The sequence below is a fragment of the Shewanella sp. S1-49-MNA-CIBAN-0167 genome (assembly GCF_040310145.1).
Classification (GTDB): domain Bacteria; phylum Pseudomonadota; class Gammaproteobacteria; order Enterobacterales; family Shewanellaceae; genus Shewanella; species Shewanella psychromarinicola.
In genome coordinates this window covers 71,239-90,699 of the sequence record NZ_JBEOPO010000012.1, presented here as the reverse complement: position 1 = coordinate 90,699, position 19,461 = coordinate 71,239, and the positions used below count along the sequence as shown (strand labels likewise).

The window sequence follows — 19,461 nt, the reverse complement described above, 5'->3', positions numbered from 1 at the left end:
CGATAAAAAAAAGCGACTGTTCAGTCGCTTAGTATTTTGTGCTAGAGATGCAGTGTCAAGAGACTATTGACGATAATCTTCTAAGAATTCGCCAAACTCGGTAAGGGCTTTAGCCAAATCTTCTTTATAGGGCAAAAAAACCACTCGAAGGTGATCGGGCTCTGGCCAATTAAAGGCTGTTCCTTGTACTAACAGAATTTTTTTAGTTTTTAATAAATCAAGTACCAAGCGTTCGTCATCACGTAAATTAAACTTTTTCATGTCTAACTTCGGAAATGCGTATAAGGCTCCTTTAGGCTTTTTACAGCTGACCCCAGGGATTTGATTAAGCAATTCATATACGGCATCACGTTGTACGGTTAAGCGACCGTTTGGTAATATCAATTCATTAATTGACTGATAACCCCCTAACGCGGTTTGAATAGCATGTTGATTGGGTACATTGGCACACAAACGCATTGAGGCGAGCATTTCTAAGCCTTCAATGTAGCTTTTGGCGGCTTTTAAATTACCCGATAACATCATCCAACCGACACGAAACCCAGCTGCGCGATACGCTTTAGATAAGCCATTAAAGGTGATGGTTAAAATATCATCAGACAAGCCCGCAGCTGGAATATGTTTAGCTTCGTCATACAAAATTTTGTCGTAAATCTCATCCGCGAATAAAATCAAATCATGTTGGCGACATAGCTCAATAACTTCTAACAACAATTCTTTACTGTAAACTGCGCCGGTTGGATTATTGGGGTTGATCAACACTATTGCGCGGGTGCGACTGCTAATTTTGCGTTTAATATCGTCTAATTCTGGAAACCAATCGGCTTCTTCATCGCAACGGTAATGGACCGCGTTACCACCGGCAAGGTTTGCTGCCGCAGTCCATAATGGATAATCAGGCGAGGGGATGAGTACTTCATCATCGGTGTTGAGTAGGCCTTGCATAGCCATCATAATCAATTCTGATACACCATTACCAATGTAGATATCTTCAATATCAACGCCAAATATGCCTTGTGCTTGATAGTGTTGCACAATGGCTTTACGCGCAGAGAATAAGCCTTTAGATTCGCAGTAACCTTGCGCACTCGGTAGATTTAAAATGACATCTCTGACGATTTCTTCTGGTGCTTCAAATCCAAACGGGGCTGGGTTGCCGATATTAAGCTTTAAAATACGATGGCCTTCGTCTTCTAAACGACGGGCTTCTTTATGGACGGGTCCACGGATATCGTAACAAACTGAATCAAGCTTATTGGATTTGATAATGGGTCGCATACTACTCTCGATAACTAAATACGGCTTAAGTTAGCGAACCATAACGAATTTATTGTTCTTGTGGAAGGGGCATAAGAGTAAAATGAACAAATTAATCAGTCAAAAATGCTGTTATTGCCAGTTTGATGGCACATATAAAAGTGTTTTATACTGTTGTTAATGCCTAATGCAGTTGTCTTATTCCATTTTATAACAAAAAAGCCAGCACTAAGTGCTGGCTTTTAATGCATTAACTTGTGTTATTGATATTTTATCAATAACACAAGTTAATGGGTAATTAAACGCGCTTTTTGAACTCGCCGGTACGAGAGTCAATTTCAATCTTGTCACCCACTTTGACAAAGTCAGCAACTGTGACCGTGCCACCACCAGTAATAGTAGCAGGCTTCATCACTTTACCTGAAGTATCACCACGAGCGGATGGCTCGGTGTAAATAACTTCACGTACGATGTGGATCGGCAATTCAACAGATATCGCTTTCTCTTCATAGAAGGTCACTTGACACATGTCTTCCATGCCATCGATGATATAGGCAGCTGCATCACCTAAGTTGTCAGCTTCGACATCATACTGGTTATATTCTTCATCCATGAACACATACATAGGATCAGCAAAGTATGAGTAAGTACAATCAAGACGTTCTAGAACGATATCGTCTAATTTGTCTTCACCTTTAAAGGTTTGTTCAGTACCAGAATCTAGCAATACGTTCTTTAATTTTAATTTAACGATTGCAGCGTTACGGCCAGAACGAGTTGTTTCAGTCTTCTGAACAACCCATGGGCTGCCATCTAACATGATCACGTTACCAGGACGGATTTCATGAGCAGTTTTCATTTCACTATTTCCTATATTTTTGGACTTTTTTTATTTATAGAGCAGTATCTTAGCTATTTTTAACGAATTGAACGAGTCGACTCGCAAGATCTGCATCTTTTAACGCGTTAATTGGCCATTTAATAGCATGTTGCATTAAAGACAAATTAACAGAATTTAACTGTTGCCAGTGCATAACTACCGCGTGTGTATTGCCCCGGTTGAAGGCCAAATTCACCTCAGACCAAGTAGTAGTAATTTCTGGAGCAAGATTATCGCAGTAAAGTTGCATAAAAGCTTGTAATTTTACCAAGTGATAATCATCTTCTTGAGGATAAATGTGCCATATAAAGGGTTTTGCAGCCCATTGAGCACGTAAAAATGAATCTTCACCCCGCACAATATTAAAATCACAGCTCCATAGCAAGCGATCAAAGTCATTTTGATCTGTCATGGGTAATATATGCAAAGTTAAGCTACCTATGACAAATTGCTGACCGGGCATCAAATCTTCAACCGCACAAGGCAATAGGCTTGTTAAGCTGTGCAAACTGCGCCCTTTAGGGATAAGCGCATGAATTGGGGTCGGAGATGCTTGCCATAAATGACATAAAGCAAGTAAGGCTTGGGTTTGATAACTAAAAACACTGATAACTGTATCTTGGGCATTAATACCCTGTAACCCCAGCTGCTTGAACAATGCTAATTTATGTTTAGGATCAGCTTGCCATTCATCTCGTTGACTAAACAAGTCACGTTCACAAATAAGTCCGCCAGTTTTTGCGCTAAAACCGGGAAAGTAAAACCACTTTTTGACCCCATTGGCTTGTGACGACGGCAGTCCATGACAACCAGCGACCCAACCTTCGGCACTAAGGTATTCAAGGTTTAACCAAGTAGGGGCGCAAGTATCTGGGTGTTGATGTAATTGTTCAATGGCTAGCTTTACCTGTGAAGGTAACTCACAGGCAAATGCTTCTATTACCACAACCCCAGCTTCAAACTTAATATCAAGTGGGTTATTCCATTTAAATATATTCACGCCATTGATATTTTGCTGTGCTTTATCGGGATCTAGCATTGGTAAAATATGCGAAAAACTCACTAAGTCATCGACCCATAGATTAATGGGTATGGCATATTCTGTCACCAACTGCTTAGCCAAACGCCACGTGACACCTATGTCTCCATAATTATCGACAACGGTACAAAATATATCCCAATGATTCAAACTATTATTTATGTCTAAATCAAAGATTTTGCTGCTAAATCCGGCCATATTCTTGTGTGCTTTTGATATATAGAAAATGTATTTAAGATATTCTTTTTTTTATACTGCATAAAAGTCTGTCTAAAATTTTAGCGGGTTCAAACTTAAAATGAATCAGCCTCTGTTTGGTTTTATGCCAATAAATGATGATAATTCTATGATTTGTATAACTAACAGTGGGTTTTTTATATGCGTCTCTATAATAATAACTGAGTTTACGTCTCTCTTTTAGCCCATGATAGAAATAATCATTGTCGATAGTGCCAATTCTGAATTGTAATATGACTTCAGATAACATATCCAAATGCTGAAGCGTTCGAGGAATACGATGTCCTACACCAAATATTTTTAATCGTGTGGCTGTTTGTTCATAACGATCTACATGTAACTTATCTGCAAGCGACAGTGGGTCGTAAATAATGGTTAATGGCGTTTTACATGTGCTGCTATCAAGAACGGTCATGTCTGAGTTCTTGCTGTCTGCTGCATTAACAACAATAGGATCCCATGATGCAGTCTTTTTACAATAAGTGCTTTGAGGCATCATAAGTAAAGCTTTATCTAAAAGTAATCTATCGGCATGTAAACTGAGTGCGAAGGCACCTAAACTTGAGCCATAGCCTATTTTAGTTGGAAATATTGCTATTTCTTGTCTGAGCTTATCGAGCAAAGATATGAAGGCTATTGAGTCAAAATAATTTCCTTCACCAATATGATTAAAAGCAATTATATTGAGTTTACGCTTAGCAAAAAAATCAAAACTCCACACCGGAGCTGTAATAGATACGTCTTTATTTTTGATGCTTTGACATACAGGGGGAAACGTTATCATTAGAGGCTGGGATGTATCAAAAATATGATATTGCATTACTACATTATCAATAATCTCTTTAACTTCTATATTAAGTTTTAGCACTTTTCACCTACGACAGCCGATAGTTAAAAAGAAAAAAAGCGGCTAATTGCCGCTTTTTTTACTGAATAACTACAGGATTAGTCTTCTAACTCAGCTAAACACATTTCTTCATAAATCTGCTTGACCCAAGCATCAACACGCTCATCGGTGAGTTCTGGTTGACGGTCTTCGTCAATCCCTAAACCAACAAAGTGCTTATCGTCCGCCATGCCTTTAGAGGCTTCGAAGTTGTAGCTTTCAGATGGCCAATTACCAATAATGATCCCACCACGCGCTTCTACGATGTCACGTATCATGCCCATCGCATCGAGGAAGTATTCCGCATAATCCTCTTGGTCACCACAACCAAAAATAGCGACTAACTTATCGGTAAAGTCGATTTGCTCAAGATCAGGAAAAAAATCATCCCAATCACACTGTGCTTCGCCGTAATACCATGTTGGAATACCAAACATTAACAAATCGTATTCAGCAATTTGCTCTTTAGTACTCTTTGCGATGTCTTTAACATCGAGCATGCTTTTACCCAGTTTTTTCTGGATCATTTTGGCTATAGCTTCGGTGTTGCCAGTATCGCTACCGAAAAAAAGACCTACAGTTGCCATTGTCTATCCTTTAAATATCAAGTTCGCGTTGTGCGATGTTCTAAAAACGTTTCAGTTGTCGAGTTGCTGTTGCAGAATAAATTCGATTAACTGGCTACGACTAATGTTACTGTTCAAAGCTTGTTGGTTCAAGGCATCATACAGATCTTGTGACACCTTTAACTCTATTCGCTTTAAACCGTTAGCGCGATCACGCTGAATTTGGTTACGCTTGTTGATCTTTAATTGCTGTTCCCTAGAAAGTGGGTTACTTCTCGGGCGCCCTCGGCGAGTTTCTGCAGCAAAAAGGTCAATAGTCGTTCTATCTGTTGTTTCTTTTGCCATTGTACTCTTTAACCGATCCCAGAGCCTTCCCAGGTCATCTGAATAATACCTTTTGCAATAAACCCGGCGCAGCCGAGGAATAAAACTAACCACACAATAAATCGACCAAATTTGGGGACTTGACCTTGTTTAAGCACATCATGGATAGCCATGCCGATAAAAAAGAATATCGATGCAAAAAACAAGTTTAAGCCTACCGCTTCAATTTGTTCAATGTATTGGTTTAACATACTTCTACCTTCGCGATTGAGTGTCTGGCGAAAAGAGGGCGCGAATATATCACATTAGGTGACAATCGGCTATATTCAAAAAGCTAAAATATTAAAAACTTACCCTTGGTTTTGTTCAATAAACTCAGACACGATGCGATTAAATATCTCTGGCTTTTGTGCATGTAACCAATGCCCTGTGCCATTTAATGTTTTGGCGCTAGCGCGAGGAAATTGACGCATGATTTCATCACGATATTCAGCCGTTACATAATTTGAATCACCACCACGGATAAATAGTGCTGGTTTATCAAAATGTTTGTCATTGGTTAATGGTAAATTCCAACCAATAATACGGTCGTAAGACTCGATTAGCCCAGTTAAATTCATTTTCCATTCAAACCCGCTATCAGTACGTTGTAAATTTTTAAGTAAAAACTGAGATGTCGGCTCATCAATACCAGCATCCATTAAGTGGGTTAAGGCTGATTTTCGAGTGGTTTTACTGTTTAATATTAAACTGGTTAATCCTGCAAACACAGTTTGATGTCTCGGACTATACGCCACAGGAGCGATATCTGCGATCACTAGGCTTATTACTCGTTCTGGGTGTAAAAGTGCCATTGCCATTGCAATTTTGCCGCCCATTGAATGCCCAATAACATGGACTTGTTTGAGGTATAAATCATCGAGTACATCAACCATGGCATCAGCCAGTTGAGCGTAATCCATGTTATCCCAATGTTCACTCAAGCCATGATTGGGCAAATCAACCCGTATGACTTGATGCTGTTGTTCAAGCACGCTGCCTAGGTTTTTTAAATTATCAAGATTACCAAACAGTCCATGAATAAGCAGGACGGCTTCACCTTGACCAGAAGATACATAATGCATAACGCAATAAGCTCATTGGGACAATTTGTGCGGGGGATTTTGCTGCAATGAGCCTGTCAAATCAAGTTTTGATGATCGTTGTCACAATTGTTGATGATATTTTAATCGCCTTTTAATAAAATTTCAGCATTATAGGTCATTTAATGATTTTGCTACTTTATTAGTAGGTTAAGCTTGGCTTACACTGGAACAATATTTTTTTGATCGCATTAATAATAATTTGATCTGCGATCCCGAATTACTCGGCGCCAGCAAAATAATGGCTACAGTAGTGACAAAGACTGATAGAAAAAGGATGACTCTGATGAAATACATTGAAATTGACGAAGAACTTTATCGTTTTATTGCCAGTAAGACGGAACGCATCGGCGAAAGCGCTTCAGATATTTTGCGTCGTTTATTGAACTTGTCTGTCGAAGATGTCGATATAAGCTTACCCAAGGCCATTAGTCAGCCCAGTTTAGAATCTGAATCGCTGGAAGATCGTAATTCGGTTTTTAATCAAGCTAAGGCAGTCGTGGAAAAGGTCATTGCTGAACAGAATATTACCGGTCAGCACTATCCACTAGATGAAGACATTTCAACGTTAGTCACGATTGATTTTGATGCGATTGTTAACCAACATTTATTAAGCCAGCAAAAAGGTGCGGTAGGGCGTTTTATGCATTTATTAGCCAGTCTTGAAACCACTGCTCGCAGTGATTTTGATAAGGTGCTTAATGTGCAAGGCAAAGGACGTTTGTATTTTGCTCGTTCTAAACAGGCATTATTAAATTCAAGTCAATCTTCTAATCCAAAAGAAATTGCCTCAAGTGGTTTTTGGGTCACCACCAATAACAATACTGCGAAAAAACAAACTATATTAACAGAGGTCTTGGAACATTTAGGCTGTGGTAGTGAAAGAGCAAAGAGCATCGCTGAACACATTTAACATTTGATTTTCCGAAGATTCAATTAATCATTTACTCATAGGAGACCACACGTGGCCATTCATCAACGCGCAGGACAGCACGCTTTACAAACGGATTTAGTGAATATTCCTAAATTGATGAGTCATTATTATCGCATCATTCCTAACGTGGAAGACGTGCAGCAGAAAGTGACGTTTGGCACTTCGGGTCATCGTGGTAGTGCGTTTACATCCAGTTTCAATCAAAACCATATTTGGGCCATCACCCAAGCTGTTGTCGATTATCGTCACTCAGCCAATATTACTGGGCCAATGATCGTCGGTTTTGACACTCATGCATTATCTTACGCCGCCTTTATGTCGGTGGTAGAAGTGTTGACTGCTAATCAAGTTAAGATGTTAATTCAAAAAGACGATGGGTTTACGCCTACCCCGGTAGTGTCGCAAGCCATAGTCACCGCGAATGCAGCTAACCCAGCGACATTAATCGATGGGTTAATTATAACGCCATCACATAATCCTCCTCAGGATGGTGGCATTAAGTACAATCCACCGCACGGCGGTCCCGCTGAAGGTGACATTACCAAAATCATTGAATCTAAGGCCAACCAATACCTAGCGAATCAACTCTCTGGGGTTAAAAAGGTCAATTACGGTGTTGCGGTAAAATCTGGTTGGATAGATGAAGTTGATTTTATTGCGCCCTATGTTGAATCACTTGCACAAGTGATAGATATGGAAGCGATTAAAAAAGCCAACATTCGTATTGGTGTTGATCCACTGGGTGGCTCTGGTATTTATTATTGGCAGCAAATAGCCGCTCACTATGGCCTTGATATTACCTTAGTCAATGACAAAGTCGACCCCACATTTGGCTTTATGACATTAGATAAAGACGGCAAAATCCGCATGGATTGCTCGTCTCCTTATGCCATGGCAGGCTTGTTAGCGTACAGCGAAGATTATGACTTGTGCGTGGGTAATGATCCTGACTACGACCGTCACGGTATTGTGTGTCCTGGTTTTGGCTTAATGAACCCGAATCATTACTTAACTGTTGCGATAGATTATTTAATGACCCATCGCCCGCAGTGGTCAGAGTCACTTGCAGTCGGAAAAACCTTAGTGTCTAGCGCGATGATTGACAGGGTTTGTAAGGCGTTAGGACGTCATTGTCTTGAAGTGCCAGTAGGCTTTAAATGGTTTGTTGATGGCTTAGCCAAAAGCACCATAGCATTTGGCGGTGAAGAAAGTGCAGGCGCAGCGTTTTTAAAACGTGATGGCAGCACTTGGTGTACCGACAAAGACGGCTTTATTTTAGCTCTGCTTGCGGCTGAAATATTAGCGGTAACCGGTAAAACACCTGCAGAGCGTTATCAAGAATTAACCGCGCAATTTGGTGAGAGTTTTTATACGCGTATCGATAGCCCCATTAGCCTTAAGAAAAAAGCCAAGTTTGAACAATTAAATAGTGATAGCTTTACTGATACTCAATTAGCGGGTGAGGCGATAACAGCAATTTTGAGTCACGCACCCGGCAACAATGCTGCCATTGGCGGCATTAAAGTCACTACCGAAAATGGCTGGTTTGCCGCACGGCCATCGGGCACTGAAGCCTTGTTTAAAATTTATGCCGAAAGCTTTATTAATCAGCAGCATTTGGATGACATCATCATCCAAGCACAAAAAATGATTGACCAAGCCCTAAAAGGCTAGTTATACCCAAACGACCTCGAAATGCAGGATTGTGCATGTCCAGAAGTGACAGAGTTCAAGGATCAAGGAATAGGGCGCCTACGGCTGCTAGAGCGACCTGCGGTCTTCGAGGTTCTAGTGCGGACTACGTCTTGCTAGCGTCGCTTCGCTGCTAAGATTTTATAGCATCTAGCCGCGTAGTGTCCTAGCAGCGTAGCGATCTAGGCTCTAGGAATAGTGATATTAACAAGGGAGTCACCATTATCTTCAATCACAGCCTTGTTCAGTTATCCTACGGGAGCGCTGAAACGAGCATGTTGAAGTGGCTTGGGTTTAATCATTATGTTGATTGAATTGACTGTAATAAAAAAGCACTGTGACTAATATTCACAGTGCTTTTTTTATGACAAGCGGTTATCACGTACTGATGATCGTTAGACTAGATCAAATCGATCCGCATTCATGACTTTAGTCCATGCTTTAATGAAGTCATGAACAAATTTTTCTTTAGCGTCATCTTGAGCATACACTTCGACATAAGATCTCAGTATAGAGTTAGAACCAAAGACTAAGTCAACACGAGTGGCAGACCACTTCATCTTGCCTGTTTTACGGTCAATAATGTGATATAGGTTATTGCCAGCAGGTTTCCAGTTGTATGACATGTCGGTCAAGTTGACAAAAAAGTCATTCGATAACACGCCGACATTGTCAGTAAACACACCGTGTTGGCTGTTGTCGTAGTTGGTACCTAATACTCGCATACCGCCAACCAAAACTGTCATTTCATGGGCGGTTAGTCCCATTAATTGAGTACGGTCGAGCATCATTTCTTCAGGCTGAACGATATAGTCTTTCTTTTGCCAGTTACGATAAGCATCGTGCAACGGCTCTAATACCTCAAAAGACTCAATATCGGTTTGCTCTTGGGTGGAATCCCCACGACCAGGCGCAAACGGCACTGTAACCTTGACACCAGCAGCGTGAGCGGCTTTTTCTACTGCAGCAGTACCACCAAGTACGATTAAGTCAGCCATGCTGATAGACTTCGCAAGACCGGCTTGAATAGTGGTTAATGCTGCTAATACTTTTTGCAATCTTGCCGGCTCATTTCCTTGCCAATCTTTTTGCGGCGCTAAACGAATACGCGCACCATTGGCGCCACCACGGAAATCAGAACCACGGAAGGTACGGGCACTGTCCCAAGCGGTTGCCACAAGCTCTGCAACACTCAATTCACTGGATAAGATTTTGGCTTTAAGATCGTTAATTTCTTGCTCTGATAAGCTGTAATCAACTTGTGGAACAGGGTCTTGCCAAATTAACTCTTCAGCAGGGACTTCGGTGCCAAGATAGCGGCTTTTAGGGCCTAAATCACGATGAGTTAATTTAAACCAAGCACGGGCAAACACGTCAGAGAAATAAGCTGGGTCTTGATAAAAACGTTGCGAGATTTTGCCATATTCGGGATCCATTTTCATCGCCATATCGGCGTCTGTCATAATGGGGTTTAAGCGAATTGATGGGTCTTCGACGTCAACAGGTTTATGCTCTTCTTTGATATTGATGGGTTCCCACTGCCACGCTCCAGCAGGGCTTTTTTTAAGCTCCCACTCGTAGTTAAGCAATAACTCAAAGTAACCATTGTCCCACTGTGTTGGGTTAGTGGTCCAAGCCCCTTCAATACCACTGGAAACCGTATCTCGGCCCACGCCACGACTTGTTTTATTTAACCAGCCCAGGCCTTGGTCTTCAAGTTCTGCGCCTTCAGGAACGGCTTGTAGATTTTCTGCTTGGCCATTGCCATGACATTTACCCACAGTGTGACCACCCGCGGTAAGAGCGACGGTTTCTTCGTCATTCATTGCCATGCGTTCAAAGGTGACACGAATGTCTTGTGCGGTTCTCAGTGGGTCGGGCTTACCATCAGGACCTTCTGGGTTGACATAAATTAATCCCATCATTACAGCTGCTAATGGATTTTCGAGATCTCTTTCACCAGAATAGCGACTATCTGGTGAGTCACTAGTGGCAAGCCATTGTTTTTCTGAGCCCCAGTAGATGTCTTTTTCTGGGTGCCATATATCGGCGCGACCACCCGCAAAACCGAATGTTTTGAGTCCCATAGACTCATAGGCAACAGTACCGGCAAAAATAATTAAATCAGCCCAAGAGAGTTTGTTACCGTATTTCTTTTTGATTGGCCATAATAAGCGACGCGCTTTATCTAGATTGACGTTATCTGGCCAGCTGTTTATGGGCGCAAAACGTTGGTTACCTGTTCCTGCTCCGCCGCGACCATCAGCAATACGGTATGTCCCTGCAGAATGCCAAGCCATGCGGATCATCAGTCCGCCATAATGGCCCCAATCGGCTGGCCACCAGTCTTGGCTGTCAGTCATTAATGCGATGAGATCTTTTTTTACGGCAGAAAGATCAAGGCTTTTAAAGGCCGCAGGATAATTGAAGTCAGCTTCCATCGGATCTGATTTGCTGTCGTGTTGATGAAGAATATCGAGATTAAGTGCCTTAGGCCACCATTCCATCACATCGTCTTCGACTGAGGTATTACCGCCATGATTAACAGGGCACTTGCCTTGAGATTGTTGTGCTTTGTCCATGATATTTTCCTTGATCACTTAATAACATAAATTTTATGTATTATTGGATTACTTAACTAGGCTAACTGACTGTGGTAACTAAAGAAAGCGACTTTTTCCGGTTTAGTTAATCGGTTTTATTGATACATAATAAGGGGGCCTATAAATCGAATAATTAATTAATCATAGAACAATTAACCAATCATGAGGTTAAGTTAATACTTCAGTTGAATTTATGATCTAGATCACTAAATTTACTTATGTATTGGTAAAGGTTTGTCATGATGATTACGCCACAGAAGCTTGGATAAAATGGCGATTGTTTTGTCGGCATAGGTTGACCGTAATTTTAGTCTTGAGCTCAGTCGCAACCGAACGCTTGACGTTTGGCGCCAGTTTCAATTTGTTCATCCCCTTCAGCACTAACAGTACAATTAAGATTTTGCGATAACGACCGTACTGATTTTACGAGCGCGAGCTCAACATCTTTATGGTCAAGGTTACTGATATTTTGATGAGTCATTGCAATTAACAAGTGTCACACATTTATTGATCAAATTAGGGGCTGGTACATTTTTAGCTGAAAAATTGAGGTGGATAATTTGGGTGGATAATTGAGGTCGATAATCCTAAGGATCCAAAATAATCAATATCCTTTGCAACTTGTTACTTTACCCATTCAGTGATCTCGATTATTTGGCAATATTTTTTGTTAGTTACCTTTTTATAGGCTGATCTTAAGTTGAAGGCCCCATGCTGATCCCGAATAAAGGCACGGATAAAGCCGCTATCTGTAACAACCGCTATTTCCTGTGGTAAAGAGTACGGATGACTAAAAAACAGGTCAGCTGTTGTGAATGATTACCATTAATTGCCGTTGTTAACGGGGGGCGTTTAATAAAGAGCCTGTTAAGTAAAATGGCTAACTTAAGATAAGTTAGCCATTTTAAGCAATAGTCTAGCAAAGCTACTTTTATGCATAATGACATAAAATATAATCAATTATTTAAGAGATTTAGCCGAAAATTGAGTCATCTTACATCGAGTAGAGCAATGACCGTTTAATCATAGCAAAAAGCTATTATGGGCTTATTATCCGCGGTAGCCGAATAATTTTTGTTCCATTATCGCTTTACTCACCGGCTCGGGAACGGCGTCAACCCATTCTCCTTGACCACGACAAATTTGCTGTAAAATTTCCCGAGAAAAAATATTAAACAGATCAATATCGCTTGATTCAATACTGGTGATAAAACCATTATCAAGCACATGACGGAATAAATAGCGTAGGTTATTGGGTACGCTGACCGTGGTTAAATCGTTAAGAATGCCTTTTTCATCTCGTTCAGGGTAGACAAACAAGCGAGTGTTATCCGGGAACAATTTACCAAAACCTTCAAGAATACCGCCTTCTAAACCGCGGTAAAATTCTTCATCAAAAATTTGTTTGATGTTAATCATGCCCACCACAATGCCAATTTGTAATTGGGTGTATTGACGGAAATAGGCCCGTAATGAGAAGTAGCGCGTGTAATCGGAAATCATCACGTTGTAGCCTAATAAATTAAGCAATTTAACCCGCTCCATGATGTCCTTTTCGGTCATATTGGCATCTTTGCCGTGTAAGTCATTTAGCGATATTTCGGCGATTAACACCGTGTTCTTATCGGTTACACCCTCTAATGTGGCAAAGGCTTTATAGCCTTGCTCAATCATATCCACATTGAGTTTGGTGATAGGTTTAAACGATCCGCGAATGGTTAATACATTCTTTTTGTAGAGCATATCGGCTGGGACCGCGACACTGCCATCGGCTTTAAACATTATCGCGCGGGTTTTCCAACTGCGAATGAGATGAATATTCTTGGTTTGATTGTCGACATCTTCAAAGTAGGGACCTTGGAAGTCAATACAATCAATTTCAATCCGATTGGCTTTTAAGCTGTCGGTTAACGAATCGATAATTTGCTTTGGATCTTCAAAATAGTAATAGCTGGCGTAAATCAGGTTTACCCCTAAAATACCCAATGCTTGCTGTTGTGCTTCGGCGCTGTCATCAAACATACGGACATGGACAATAATATTTGACGGTTCAGCACCAGGGTACATTTGAATACGCACCCCACACCATGCATGGCATTCGTTTTTACGATTAAAGCTTTTAGCCGAAACGGTTGTTGCGTAAGCAAAATAACGTGAAGACTTTGAACGAATTGCACCGACGCGATCAACCACTAAATCAAACTCTTGCTCCATCATCGCTAAGACGCGCGCTTTACTGACATAACGGCCATCTTCTTGAACTCCATAGATGGCATCCGAGAATTTCATATCGTAGGCCGACATCGTTTTTGCTATCGTGCCCGCAGCTGCGCCAGCCACAAAAAAGTTCCGCGCAACTTCTTGTCCGGCACCAATTTCGACAATGGTGCCGTACTTTTTCTCGTCTAAATTTAAACGAAGGGCTTTTTCTTTTGTGCCACGCGAACTGACTTGCTTATCCATAATATCTCCAGCCGATAAAACATTGATATCTTAAGGTTACGGTTAGCAATGTTATAGCAAGTGATAATATGCGCTAGTGCTGAAAGGATATTTGTAACGATATAATGATGATTTAACGATAATTATTACTTTTGTTACTGACTGTTAGCGTCAGTTTGGTTGGTGTTGACCTTGCTGGTGGCGCTAAAATTACATTATCGCGATTGAGGATGACGCACCTTTCGTTAAGGTGCGTCCATAGGTAACAATATTATCTAGGCACATCCATCATGGTTTGCAAGAATATCGCTGAAAACGGCGCTTTTTGCTGTTTTTTAATTTGTGGGCTTAGGCCATTTTCGAATAAAACAAATAAATAATCATGGCCATTACTGACGTTAACTTTGCCCGCTAAGTTAGCAATACCCAACATACTGCCGGTTTTAGCAAACACATGGTTTTTCAACGGTGACTTATTAAAATAGCGTTTGTAGCGTAAGGTGCCACTGACACCTGATTCTGGTAATAAGTTGAGTAAAAAGCGGTATTGTGGTTGTTGATATAGGGTGGTGAGTACACTTAATACATGCTCAGGGGTGAGTAAATTATAGCGTGACAAACCTGAGCCATCGGCGATGTTTGCGTTGGATAAATCGATGCCTATCGAGTAAAGAATGGTTTTCAATGCTTGGCTACTTTGGGCAAAGTCACTTGGCGCCTGATAATAATCCTCACCCAGTTTTTTGAGTAAACTGTCGGCAATTAAATTATCTGATTTGAGTAACATGGTTTCGAGCAATTGAGGCAAGGCTGCAGATTGGTGGCTGGCGATAATGTACCGTTGAGCAATAAATTGCGGATCCGTACTCATTTTTCTCGCCGTAATAGGTTGCTGATGCACAATGCCTAAAGAGGCAAGTTGTTTAGCCACAATCTGCTGAGCATAAAGTTGTGGTTCCGTAATGGCTATCGCTAACGGTAATGATTTAGCCCCAACATAACAGCCACTGAGATGATAACGATTATTATCGAAACGACTTAACGATAAGTGACACTGTGGGGCAGATCCCGTTAAGAGTGTGGGAATAACGTCAGTATCGGTTAATGACTTAACCGCAGGTTTAGCAATCGGCAACGTCGTGGACGGGTTGACAAAATAAGCATCGCTACTGATTTCAATAGGCCTGTTACCCATCATGGTGATGTTGGCTATTTTATTGTAACCCTCTGTGGCTAATCGACCATAGACGCAATTTTTATCAATGATGAAAGGCGATATTGGGGCCGCATAGCAGATCCCTAAATCGTCCCATACCCATCCAGGTGCTTGTAGTTGGCTGTCTTGTTCACTGGTTAATACGATGTTGCCTGTCAGTTCAGTGATGCCCAACTGACTTAAGGAGGCGAGTAACAGGCGCAAATCTTGGTACTTAAAAGTCGGATCGCCACTGAACTCGACATAAATATCACCAGAATAAATGCCATGGTCAATCCGGCTTTTATCCAGAGGTTGCTCTGCTAGCGTAGTTAATCGTGTTTGGTAGGTAAATTCTTTACCGAGTTGTTTGGTCGCGGCCAATGCGGTTAACAGTTTTTGGACACTGGCAGGCTGCATCAACGATTGATTGTTGTACTCAAATACCGTTTGTTGACTAGTCATGTCCCACACAGTAATGCCTAACTGTGAATGCATTGGTTTTAATAGTTGCAGCATACTATCAAGATATAACGCTGCAGGCTGCTGGGCAACCTTGTCGATCTGGGGGGTTGATATGGGTTGCTGAATGATTGATTGTTGAATGGTTGATTGTTGGTTAGGCAGTTCTGTTGCCTTGACGACACAAGGCTGGCTTGTGACGATCAATGCACATAATAGCCATAAGGCTTGAGTACCCCTCCCATATTGATGCTCATAAGATGAACGAGGCCGAGTGAGGTAGAAAAGCATTGAATTCATAAAAGCCTTCATCAAGAGTTCACTAACGATAGATGATGTTAGCTGATGAAATCCTTGGCTGATACGCATTTGATGATTTTTGCTTATAAATATGTGCTTTATGTGTTTATCATGATCTCTTTAGCTGACTAGTTAGCAAGCAATCTTGGTTTAATGGTCTAATTATCGACAAAAAAGCGTATTAAAACCGCTGCTAAGTGAAAAAAATCTTGCTCATCACCTTGTTAGTCGGTAATTTCTATCGTTTTAATAAACGCCAAACTCAACAATCTATCAAAAATCGATGTATCAGAGTTGCAATTGCACCATTTTGCATAATATCGTGGCGTCGTTGATGTCGAGTTGATCTGATAGAATGACCACGATTTATCATCAAACAGTGAGGTTTAATACTGTCAATGCTATTTCGTAGACACGATTGAAATGACGTTAAAAGGAACATCATGAGTTGAGGTTGAAGTTTGATAACTCCCTCTATATTTCTGTCAAACATGTGCGTAATAAACATGGCGCGTAATGTTTGCTAAACATTCCAACAGCGTACTCACAATTACAATATATCGCTGTAATGTTTTTGAATTAGATCCCATTACTGATTATCGTAGTGGTCACCCATTTTAAGGAGGATGCCTTGCTGGATAAGCTAGGTGGTATTGCCCTAAATGCAGATGCCGTGTCTTGGTTGCTTAACCCAAAAGATTTTAAGCAAGCCATATTAACTAAAATTGCATCGGCAACATCTTCAATTTACATCGCGGCATTATATGTTGAAGATGATGAAGCCGGCCGTGAAGTATTGCATGCGCTATTAGCTGCAAAAGACCAAAACCCACAATTAGAGATCAAAGTGTTAGTGGATTACCATCGTGCACGCCGAGGCCTCATTGGTCAAAAAGGCGACAGTGGTAATAATGTTTTATATCGTCAATTAATGGCTGAAGCGACGCACCCGTTTGATATTGTGGGCGTGCCGGTTAAGTCTCGTGAATTTATGGGTGTGTTACACCTTAAAGGGTTTATTATCGATGACACTGTTATTTACAGTGGCGCGAGCATTAACAATATTTATTTTCAGCAGCAAGAAAAATACCGTTTCGATAGATACCATGTTATCGACAGCCCTGAGCTGGCCCGCAGCATGCGCGATATGATACAAAATGACATCGTCAGCGATCCTGCCGTAAGTATATTAAGTCAAGCTGGTGACAATGATGATAGCCCTGAAAAGAACGATATTAAAAGTTTTAAGTATCGATTATCTCAGGTGCGATATCAGTATACCTCAACCACAGTGGGCAACCGTGTAACGCCATTGGTCGGCTTAGGGCGAAGGAACAACGTATTAAATGACACAATCATTAAGTTGGTTGATTCCTCAACTCAAGAGTTGTTTATTTGTACGCCTTATTTTAATCCTCCGACTATTTTGACCCGTGCATTAGCAAGACATCTGCGTGAGGGTAAAAAAATTGATATTGTCGTGGGTGACAAAACTGCTAACGATTTCTATATTCCGCCGGATCAAGATTTTACTACCATTGGTGCATTGCCATATATGTACGAACAATCACTGCGTAAATTTGCCAAAAACCAGCAGTGGGCGATTGACAATGGACAGCTTAATATTCATTTATGGAAAGATGGGATTAACAGTTTTCATTTGAAAGGCATCAGTGCTGATAATCGTAAGCATCTCATCACAGGTTCAAATCTAAACCCACGAGCTTGGGCATTAGATTTAGAAAACGCTTTATTATTGCATGATGATTCAGGTTGCTGGAAAGAGTCGTTCAACAAAGAGCAGCAATATATCTTGCTCCACACTGAGCGGTTATATCATTATAGCCAAATTGATACCTTGCAGAAATACCCTAAACCAGTGAAAAAAATCATGAATCGAATTCGCCGTTTAAAAGCAGACTTTTTACTGCGCCGTATTCTATAATTACCTGAAAATGTTTATACTCATTCATCACCATTATTGGTGATGAATTTTTTTCACCTCAGAGTTGTCAAATGTCAGAGCTATCAAGTAAAGCTATTAAAGCGCCTATTCATGCAGTACATCGGTTGCATGAATATCGAAAATCATTGTCGACTAAGCCCTTTGGTGCTCGAGGAAAGAAACTTGTTAGGTGTAATTTATGTCTTTTGGGTGAATTATTTTGCACGTGTAAACATCGACAATATTTGAGTACCAACGTCAGCTTTATGCTGATCATGTATAACGATGAAGTGTTGAAGCCAACCAACAGCGGTAGGTTAATTGCCGACTTAATTCCAGACACGCATGCGTTTTTATGGACTCGAACAGAGACGGATCGTGCGATGTTGGCATTATTAACCAATCCACAATACCAACCGTTTTTAGTCTTCCCACAACAATATGTTGAAAACGATCAAGCCATTGTTGAACACATAACTGCCGCCGAATTGTCAACCGCCCCTGGTCACGCTAAAACGCCTCTGTTGGTGATGCTCGATGGCAGTTGGCGTGAAGCGATAAAAATGTATCGTAAAAGCCCGTATTTACATCAAATGCCAGTATTATCATTTGCACCCGACACCTTAGCGACTTATGCACTCCGCAAAGGGAGTCATGATTTTCAACTCGGTACCGCTGAAGTGGCGGCGTTAGCATTAACCGCTGCTGAAGAACCACAAAATGGTTTAGCATTATCTACTTGGTTTGATTTATTCGTTGAATCTTCGTTGCTGGGGCGTAACCGCCGAGCAAAAGAAACATTAACTCCTATTGCTGTGTTTATTGATGCTTATAAGCAAGCATTAAACGTCAGTCATGAGTGCAGCAAACGGACCGTTTAAGCGGCTAACCACTGCTAAGCAGTTGCATATTGTGTCCAATTAGGAGATGCTAACCGAACGCCTATGGCTTGACCTGCAGGCGCAACGTTAGATCTTATGCGTCGGTGTGGATCTCATCTACCGGTTTTTTATTAAGGACAGTGTCGTACAATCTATGGAAGAGTCGATAAACAGTACTAGAGATATAAATACTAGCAAGTTAGTCATCTTGTGCCGTCTTGAACCAGGTTGTTTAGGACCTGATGGTGTCGATCATATCAACACTTTTTGCCGGGTTGCCGAACGTGCATTAGTGACCTTAAATGCTGATGTGTGTCATTGGCTTCTTGCGCCTCGTTTTGACAAAAGCTTAATTGAAATTCAATACAGTCTTGCAGGTAAGGTGTTGTCTCGCGATAAAGCCATTAAGTTCATTGGCTCTTTCGATCAAGACCTTAATGTAATAGAAGAACGCTTTGAAGATAAACTGACGCAATTGATTAATCAATATATTGCCCGTAAACGTTAGATTTAACCCATAGTACTTAAAATTTAACTCACAGTACTTTAGATTTAGCCCATAGTACTTAAAATTTAACCCATAGTACTTTAGATTTAACTAATGGTACTTTAGATTTAACTAATAGCACTTTAGATTTAGCGGATAGCACTAAAGCTTACGGCTTAATCGTTAATT

16 protein-coding genes are annotated in these 19,461 nt (G+C 40.9%); 5 read left to right on the top strand and 11 right to left on the bottom strand.

Annotated elements, in window-relative coordinates:
* Positions 1–63 precede the first annotated feature (63 nt).
* The 8 genes from AAEZ00_RS07685 to AAEZ00_RS07650 form a co-directional block, all read right to left on the bottom strand.
* Entirely contained in the window at positions 64–1,278 is a 1,215-nt protein-coding gene (locus tag AAEZ00_RS07685; protein ID WP_351088503.1) for a pyridoxal phosphate-dependent aminotransferase, read from the bottom strand.
* Positions 1,279–1,555: 277 nt separating this feature from the next.
* On the bottom strand, positions 1,556–2,116 hold the full coding sequence (efp, locus tag AAEZ00_RS07680) for an elongation factor P (protein WP_101031709.1): 561 nt from the start codon (positions 2,114–2,116) through the stop codon (positions 1,556–1,558).
* Between the two features lie 49 nt (positions 2,117–2,165).
* Entirely contained in the window at positions 2,166–3,374 is a 1,209-nt protein-coding gene (gene earP / locus AAEZ00_RS07675; protein ID WP_351088502.1) for an elongation factor P maturation arginine rhamnosyltransferase EarP, read from the bottom strand.
* Positions 3,375–3,408: 34 nt separating this feature from the next.
* Entirely contained in the window at positions 3,409–4,281 is an 873-nt protein-coding gene (locus AAEZ00_RS07670) for a hypothetical protein (RefSeq protein WP_351088501.1), read from the bottom strand.
* Between the two features lie 77 nt (positions 4,282–4,358).
* A complete protein-coding gene (gene fldA, locus AAEZ00_RS07665) occupies positions 4,359–4,886 on the bottom strand; it encodes a flavodoxin FldA (RefSeq protein WP_101031703.1) in 528 nt (175 codons plus the stop codon).
* 51 nt (positions 4,887–4,937) lie between these two features.
* Positions 4,938–5,210: a LexA regulated protein gene (gene ybfE, locus AAEZ00_RS07660; RefSeq protein WP_011637372.1), complete on the bottom strand. Its 273-nt coding sequence runs from the start codon at positions 5,208–5,210 to the stop codon at positions 4,938–4,940.
* Between the two features lie 8 nt (positions 5,211–5,218).
* Positions 5,219–5,440, bottom strand: a complete 222-nt coding sequence (locus tag AAEZ00_RS07655) for a DUF2788 domain-containing protein (protein WP_101031701.1) — start codon at positions 5,438–5,440, stop codon at positions 5,219–5,221.
* Positions 5,441–5,539: 99 nt separating this feature from the next.
* The gene (locus tag AAEZ00_RS07650) at positions 5,540–6,313 is read right to left on the bottom strand and encodes an alpha/beta fold hydrolase (protein WP_351088500.1); all 774 of its coding nucleotides are present in this window, start codon (positions 6,311–6,313) and stop codon (positions 5,540–5,542) included.
* A 304-nt stretch (positions 6,314–6,617) separates the two neighbouring features.
* On the opposite strand from AAEZ00_RS07650, the gene seqA reads away from it, so the two are divergent.
* Together seqA and pgm are read left to right on the top strand one after the other, a co-directional pair.
* Positions 6,618–7,244, top strand: a complete 627-nt coding sequence (gene seqA / locus AAEZ00_RS07645) for a replication initiation negative regulator SeqA (RefSeq protein WP_101031697.1) — start codon at positions 6,618–6,620, stop codon at positions 7,242–7,244.
* Between the two features lie 51 nt (positions 7,245–7,295).
* A complete protein-coding gene (gene pgm / locus AAEZ00_RS07640; protein ID WP_351088499.1) occupies positions 7,296–8,939 on the top strand; it encodes a phosphoglucomutase (alpha-D-glucose-1,6-bisphosphate-dependent) in 1,644 nt (547 codons plus the stop codon).
* A gap of 413 nt (positions 8,940–9,352) precedes the next feature.
* Here pgm and katG read toward each other — a convergent pair whose 3' ends face one another.
* The 3 genes from katG to dacB form a co-directional block, all read right to left on the bottom strand.
* A complete protein-coding gene (gene katG, locus AAEZ00_RS07635) occupies positions 9,353–11,539 on the bottom strand; it encodes a catalase/peroxidase HPI (protein ID WP_101031691.1) in 2,187 nt (728 codons plus the stop codon).
* A gap of 1,071 nt (positions 11,540–12,610) precedes the next feature.
* The gene (locus AAEZ00_RS07630) at positions 12,611–14,023 is read right to left on the bottom strand and encodes a nicotinate-nucleotide adenylyltransferase (protein ID WP_101031688.1); all 1,413 of its coding nucleotides are present in this window, start codon (positions 14,021–14,023) and stop codon (positions 12,611–12,613) included.
* A gap of 250 nt (positions 14,024–14,273) precedes the next feature.
* Complete coding sequence (gene dacB / locus AAEZ00_RS07625) at positions 14,274–15,959, bottom strand: D-alanyl-D-alanine carboxypeptidase/D-alanyl-D-alanine endopeptidase (RefSeq protein ID WP_351088498.1); 1,686 nt, start codon at positions 15,957–15,959, stop codon at positions 14,274–14,276.
* A 604-nt stretch (positions 15,960–16,563) separates the two neighbouring features.
* Here dacB and pssA point away from each other — a divergent pair.
* From pssA to AAEZ00_RS07610, 3 genes are all read left to right on the top strand, one after another.
* Positions 16,564–17,904 carry a CDP-diacylglycerol--serine O-phosphatidyltransferase gene (gene pssA, locus AAEZ00_RS07620; protein WP_351076862.1) on the top strand — a complete coding sequence of 447 codons (1,341 nt, stop codon included), beginning with the start codon at positions 16,564–16,566 and terminating at the stop codon, positions 17,902–17,904.
* Between the two features lie 71 nt (positions 17,905–17,975).
* Entirely contained in the window at positions 17,976–18,785 is an 810-nt protein-coding gene (locus AAEZ00_RS07615) for a tRNA-uridine aminocarboxypropyltransferase (RefSeq protein ID WP_351076865.1), read from the top strand.
* 154 nt (positions 18,786–18,939) lie between these two features.
* A complete protein-coding gene (locus AAEZ00_RS07610) occupies positions 18,940–19,293 on the top strand; it encodes a hypothetical protein (RefSeq protein WP_124011487.1) in 354 nt (117 codons plus the stop codon).
* Positions 19,294–19,461: the final 168 nt, after the last annotated feature.

Bases quoted from the DNA above. Each gene is read 5' to 3' on its own strand.
- efp (WP_101031709.1), bottom strand. From the start codon at position 2,116: ATGAAAACTGCTCATGAAATCCGTCCTGGTAACGTGATCATGTTAGAT.
- AAEZ00_RS07655 (WP_101031701.1), bottom strand. From the start codon at position 5,440: ATGTTAAACCAATACATTGAACAAATTGAAGCGGTAGGCTTAAACTTG.
- AAEZ00_RS07615 (WP_351076865.1), top strand. From the start codon at position 17,976: ATGTCAGAGCTATCAAGTAAAGCTATTAAAGCGCCTATTCATGCAGTA.
- AAEZ00_RS07685 (WP_351088503.1), bottom strand. From the start codon at position 1,278: ATGCGACCCATTATCAAATCCAATAAGCTTGATTCAGTTTGTTACGAT.
- seqA (WP_101031697.1), top strand. From the start codon at position 6,618: ATGAAATACATTGAAATTGACGAAGAACTTTATCGTTTTATTGCCAGT.
- fldA (WP_101031703.1), bottom strand. From the start codon at position 4,886: ATGGCAACTGTAGGTCTTTTTTTCGGTAGCGATACTGGCAACACCGAA.
- katG (WP_101031691.1), bottom strand. From the start codon at position 11,539: ATGGACAAAGCACAACAATCTCAAGGCAAGTGCCCTGTTAATCATGGC.
- AAEZ00_RS07630 (WP_101031688.1), bottom strand. From the start codon at position 14,023: ATGGATAAGCAAGTCAGTTCGCGTGGCACAAAAGAAAAAGCCCTTCGT.
- AAEZ00_RS07650 (WP_351088500.1), bottom strand. From the start codon at position 6,313: ATGCATTATGTATCTTCTGGTCAAGGTGAAGCCGTCCTGCTTATTCAT.
- AAEZ00_RS07610 (WP_124011487.1), top strand. From the start codon at position 18,940: ATGGAAGAGTCGATAAACAGTACTAGAGATATAAATACTAGCAAGTTA.
- ybfE (WP_011637372.1), bottom strand. From the start codon at position 5,210: ATGGCAAAAGAAACAACAGATAGAACGACTATTGACCTTTTTGCTGCA.
- earP (WP_351088502.1), bottom strand. From the start codon at position 3,374: ATGGCCGGATTTAGCAGCAAAATCTTTGATTTAGACATAAATAATAGT.
- dacB (WP_351088498.1), bottom strand. From the start codon at position 15,959: ATGAATTCAATGCTTTTCTACCTCACTCGGCCTCGTTCATCTTATGAG.